Source organism: Mycobacterium sp. TH-M11 (assembly GCF_057473725.1).
This window is the reverse complement of record NZ_JBYCLD010000485.1, coordinates 1-4,539: the sequence shown is the minus strand read 5'-3', so window position 1 is coordinate 4,539 and position 4,539 is coordinate 1. Positions and strand designations below refer to the sequence as shown.

Annotated in this window: 5 protein-coding genes; 2 read left to right on the top strand and 3 right to left on the bottom strand. The window is 67.3% G+C overall.

Features of this window, described 5'->3' with window-relative positions; genetic code table 11:
• The 3 genes from AC2VOG_RS18725 to AC2VOG_RS18715 form a co-directional block, all read right to left on the bottom strand.
• A partial coding sequence (locus AC2VOG_RS18725) for an acyl-CoA dehydrogenase family protein (protein ID WP_486941332.1) occupies positions 1 to 829 on the bottom strand: 829 nt, incomplete at its 3' end.
• 14 nt (positions 830 to 843) lie between these two features.
• On the bottom strand, positions 844 to 1,608 hold the full coding sequence (locus AC2VOG_RS18720; RefSeq protein WP_486941331.1) for an SDR family NAD(P)-dependent oxidoreductase: 765 nt from the start codon (positions 1,606 to 1,608) through the stop codon (positions 844 to 846).
• The gene (locus tag AC2VOG_RS18715) at positions 1,605 to 2,615 is read right to left on the bottom strand and encodes a phosphotransferase family protein (protein ID WP_486941330.1); all 1,011 of its coding nucleotides are present in this window, start codon (positions 2,613 to 2,615) and stop codon (positions 1,605 to 1,607) included. Before AC2VOG_RS18715 ends, AC2VOG_RS18720 begins: the two co-directional genes overlap by 4 nt.
• An 82-nt stretch (positions 2,616 to 2,697) precedes the next feature.
• Here AC2VOG_RS18715 and AC2VOG_RS18710 point away from each other — a divergent pair, with 82 nt between their 5' ends.
• Both AC2VOG_RS18710 and AC2VOG_RS18705 read left to right on the top strand, forming a co-directional pair.
• Positions 2,698 to 3,315 carry a histidine phosphatase family protein gene (locus tag AC2VOG_RS18710; RefSeq protein ID WP_486941329.1) on the top strand — a complete coding sequence of 206 codons (618 nt, stop codon included), beginning with the start codon at positions 2,698 to 2,700 and terminating at the stop codon, positions 3,313 to 3,315.
• A 23-nt stretch (positions 3,316 to 3,338) separates the two neighbouring features.
• The gene (locus AC2VOG_RS18705) at positions 3,339 to 4,376 is read left to right on the top strand and encodes a phosphotransferase family protein (protein WP_486941328.1); all 1,038 of its coding nucleotides are present in this window, start codon (positions 3,339 to 3,341) and stop codon (positions 4,374 to 4,376) included.
• The last annotated feature ends 163 nt before the right edge of the window (positions 4,377 to 4,539 follow it).

Genomic DNA, 4,539 nt, shown 5'->3' with positions numbered 1-4,539 from the left:
CCATCATCTCGACTGTGCGCTGCGCCATGCCGATCGAGCGCATCGCGTGATGCAGCCGACCGCCGGCCAGGCGGGTCTGCAGGATCAGGAAGCCCTGACCAGGCTCGCCGAGCAATGCCGTTGACGGCACCCGGACGTCGTCGTAGTGCACCAGCGAATGACCCGGTTCGTGGGGGTCGGCGCCCACCAGATGATGGTTGGCCTCGACGGTCAGGCCCGGGGTTTCGGCTGGAATCAGGAATGTCGAGGCACCGTGGTGCACGGCGACATCGGGGTTGGTGATCGCGACGACGATGAAGAACGACGCGACGGACGCGTTGCTGGAGAAGTACTTTCGGCCGGTGATCACCCAGTCATCACCATCGCGGACAGCGCAGGTCGTGAAGACCCGGGGGTCGGCGCCGCCCTGCGGCTCGGTCATCGAGAAGCAGGAGAAGATCTCTCCGGACAGCAGACCGGACAGGTAGCGGTCTTTCTGCTCCGGGGTGCCGAAGCGGGCGATGATCTCGGCGTTTCCCGTGTCGGGTGCCTGCGTGCCGAACACGATGGGCGCCCACGGGCTGCGACCCAGAATCTCGTTGATCAGCGTCAGCTTCACCGCGCCGAAGCCCTGGCCGCCGAGTTCCGGGCCGAGGTGCGGTGCCCACAGGCCGTGCTCGCGGACCTGTTGTTTGAGCGGGTCGACGACCGCGCGCCGCTGCTCGTTCAGCGGCAGGAACTCACAACCGGGGAACAGCACCTCCAGTGGTTCGACTTCGTCGCGGACGAATTCGCGTATCCAGTCGAGCTTCTGCTGGAATTCTGGTTCGGTGGAAAAGTCCCATGCCATGTCCAAATCTCCTATCAGGGGATGCCGCCGTCGGCCCGCAGGATCGAGCCGGTGGTGAAGCTGGATGCGTCGGATGCCAAAAACAAAGCGGCGCCCACGATTTCAGCGGGCTCCCCGGCTCGCTGCAACGATAGGCCGGCGAACGGATTGCGCTGGGCTGCCTCGATGTTCCAGGACTTGCTGACGTCGGTGAGAAACGGTCCGGCCATCAACGTGTTGACGCGGACCGCTGGGCCGAGCGCGCGGGCCAAGCCCTCGGTCATCGCGTTGAGGCCGGCCTTCGACGACGCGTACGGGATGATGTCGGGCGTCGGGCGTAGCGAGCCGGACGTGCTCACATTGATGATAGAGCCACGGCCCGCGGCGACCATCCGCTCACCGACCAACGCGGACAATCGAAATGGGCCCTTGAGGTTGAGGTTCACCACCGCGTCGAACAGCTTCTCCGTGACGCCGGTCAGCGTGTCGTAGACCGGCGACATGCCCGCGTTGTTGATCAACGTGTCGACCTTGCCGAACCTTTGGTAAACCGCGTCGACGAGGCCGTCGAGTTGATCCCAGCGACCGGCGTGCACCTGATACGGCATAGCCGCGCGACCGGTCTCGCTCTCGATCTGCTCAGCGACGGCGATACAGTTCTCCATCTTGCGGCTGGCGATCACCACGTCGGCGCCGCAGCGCGCCATCCCGAACGCCATTTCCCGCCCCAGCCCGCGACTGCCGCCGGTGATCAGCGCGACCTGGCCGGTCAGGTCGAAAAGCTTTTCGGCGTACCTCATCTCAGTGATCCGGCCAACCCGGCCGCGGTGGCGATCAGTTGCGGGACCATCACCCCGAACGCGTCCTGGATCGCACGCTCGACCTTGCCGCTGCGCACCCCAGCAGCGTAGGTCTTTTCCAGCACGATGCCGAGCTTCCAGTTGGCCAGCACCAGGTAGTAGTCGATGCTGCTTGTCGGCAGCCCGCTGACCTGCTCGTAGTGCTCGAGCAGCTCGCTACGCGTCGGCATCCCCGCCATGTCGAGATAAAAGCCGTCTTCCCTGGGGTTTTCGCCGTCGTAGCCCAACAGGCACCAGGCCAGATCCAGCAGCGGATCGCCGATCGTCGTCATCTCCCAGTCCACGATCGCGGCCAGCCGGGCCGGGCTGCCATGGGCGAACATCACGTTGGCGAACTGGTAGTCGCCGTGCATGATGCCCGGGGTGTAGTGGGCGGGCCGGTTGGCGCGCAACCAATTCGCGGCGTCGTCGAGGCCAGGCAGCTCGCGTACCCGGTAGCGGTCCAGGAAGGCCAGCCACCGATCGACCTGCCGCTCGTGGAATCCCTCCGGCCGGCCGAAGCCCGCCAGTCCCTGCGCCCGCCAATCGACGCGCCCCAGCTTGGCGGCGCCCTCGACTAGTTGGAAGGCCAGGTCGCGCCGGGCGGTCAGGTCGTTGTCGAACGGCGCCGCCCAGCCGCCGTCCATCGGGCTCCAGCCGTCGATTGCCCGCATCACGTAGAACGGCCTGCCGAACAGGTGGCCGTCGTCGTCGGCGATCAACTCGGCGTGCGGGACATCGGTCCCGCCCAGCGCTCGGACCAGTCGGATCTCGCGGAGCAACCCGTCGATGCGGGCGGCGTCGGCGCGGTCGCCGGGCATCCGGAGCACCATGCGCTCCTCGCCGCGGTGGATCAGATACAGCGTGTTTTGCGAGCCGCCGGACAATGGCTCCAGGCGCGGCTTTTCGCCGTCACCGGGAGCGTCGTTGTCGTCAAGCCAACGTCCGAGAATTTCGTCGTCCAGCACCTGCACACCTCGATCTCAGTCAGAGAGAATAGTATTCTCCGCCGCCGTGGCACGGGCCGTGGGCCCGTGAAAAGCTGTGGCGATGCAGTTGCTTCTGGTCCGGCACGCGCTACCGCTGCGCAGCCAGCCCGGGCCCGCGAACCAAGGGCGTGCCGACCCGGACCTCTCCGACGAGGGGCGCGAGCAGGTGGCGCGGCTGCCCGAGGCGCTGGCCCGATTCCCGATCGCCCGGGTGATCAGCAGTCCGCAGCGCCGTGCTGTGCAGACCGCGGAGCCGGTTGCGGCGGCACGCGGGCTCGACATCGAGATCGACGACCGTTTCGCCGAGTACGACCGCGACCTGCCGGTCTACATCCCGATCGAACAAATCCGGGCTGAAAACCCCCAGGAGTGGGCCCGGATGGCGCAGGGGCAGCTACCCAGCACCGTCGACGAGCACGCGTTCCGGGCGCGGGTGCGGGCCGCCATCGACAATGTCGCTGCGACCGTCGCGCACGAGGACACCGTCGTGGTGTTCAGCCACGGCGGGGTGATCAACGTGGTGTTGCACGAGATCCTGGGCACCCGGCGGATCTTGTCGTTCCCGATCGACTACGTGTCGGTGACGCGGTTACTGTTCTCCCGGTCCGGACAGGCCAGCGTGGTGACGGTGAACGGCACCGAACACGTCTGGGACCTGCTGCCGAGAAACCGGCGGTAGCCACCGGGTGATAGACAGATCCCGTGACGCTCGACGGCCTCGACCTCCCCGCGCTGGACAAGCACCTGCGATCGGTCGGCATCAGCCGCGACGGGGAGTTGACCGCGCAGCTCATTTCCGGCGGCCGCTCCAACCTGACCTTTCTGGTCGCCGACGACTCGTCGAGGTGGGTGCTGCGTCGCCCGCCGCTGCACGGTCTGACGCCCTCGGCGCACGACATGGTGCGCGAGTACACCGTGGTCGCCGGGCTGGCCGGCACCGACGTCCCGGTGGCCCGCGCGGTCACGCTCTGTGCCGACGAGTCGGTGCTCGGCGCACCGTTTCAGATGGTCGACTACGTTGCCGGACAGGTGGTGCGCAGCCGGGCCGAACTCCAGGCGATGGGCGCTCAGCAGGTGATCGACGGGTGTGTTGACGCGCTGATCAAGGTGCTGGCCGATTTGCACGCTGTCGACCCGGCGGCTGTCGGCCTCGCCGATTTCGGTAAGCCGAGCGGATATCTGGAACGCCAGGTTCGCCGCTGGGGTTCGCAGTGGGAACACGTCCGTCTGCCCGACGACAACCGTGACGCTGACGTCGCGCGGCTGCACAAGACGCTGGCCGAGGCGGTTCCGCAGCAGAGCCGCACGTCGATCGTGCACGGCGACTACCGGATCGACAACACCATTCTCGACGCCGACGACCCGACCCAGGTGCGTGCCGTCGTCGACTGGGAGCTGTCCACGCTGGGCGATCCGCTCAGCGACGCGGCCCTGATGTGCGTCTACCGCGACCCGACGTTCGACTTGATCCTCAACACCAACGCGGCCTGGACGTCGCCGCAGTTGCCGATTGCCGACGAGCTGGCGCACAAATACTCCGAGATCTCCGGACAACCCTTGTCGCACTGGAACTTCTACATGGGCCTGGCCTACTTCAAGCTGGCCATCATCGCGGCCGGCATCGACTTCCGCCGGCGGATGTCCGGGGGTGCCGCCGAGGCTGAAGGCGCATCGGACCGGGTGGGTGAGACGGTGGCGCCGCTGATCGCCGCCGGGTTGACCGAGCTGCGCGGGGCCTAACCTGCCCGGGGCCTAACCTACGGGGGCCTAACCTGCCCGGGGCCCGACCTACGGGGGCCTGACCTACTGGGGCCTAACCCGCCCGAGCGTGCGTGTTTGCCCACCGACACGCCGTCGTGGCGGGCATTCTCTGCACGCTCGCCACCCGAACGCCGAGCGTCAG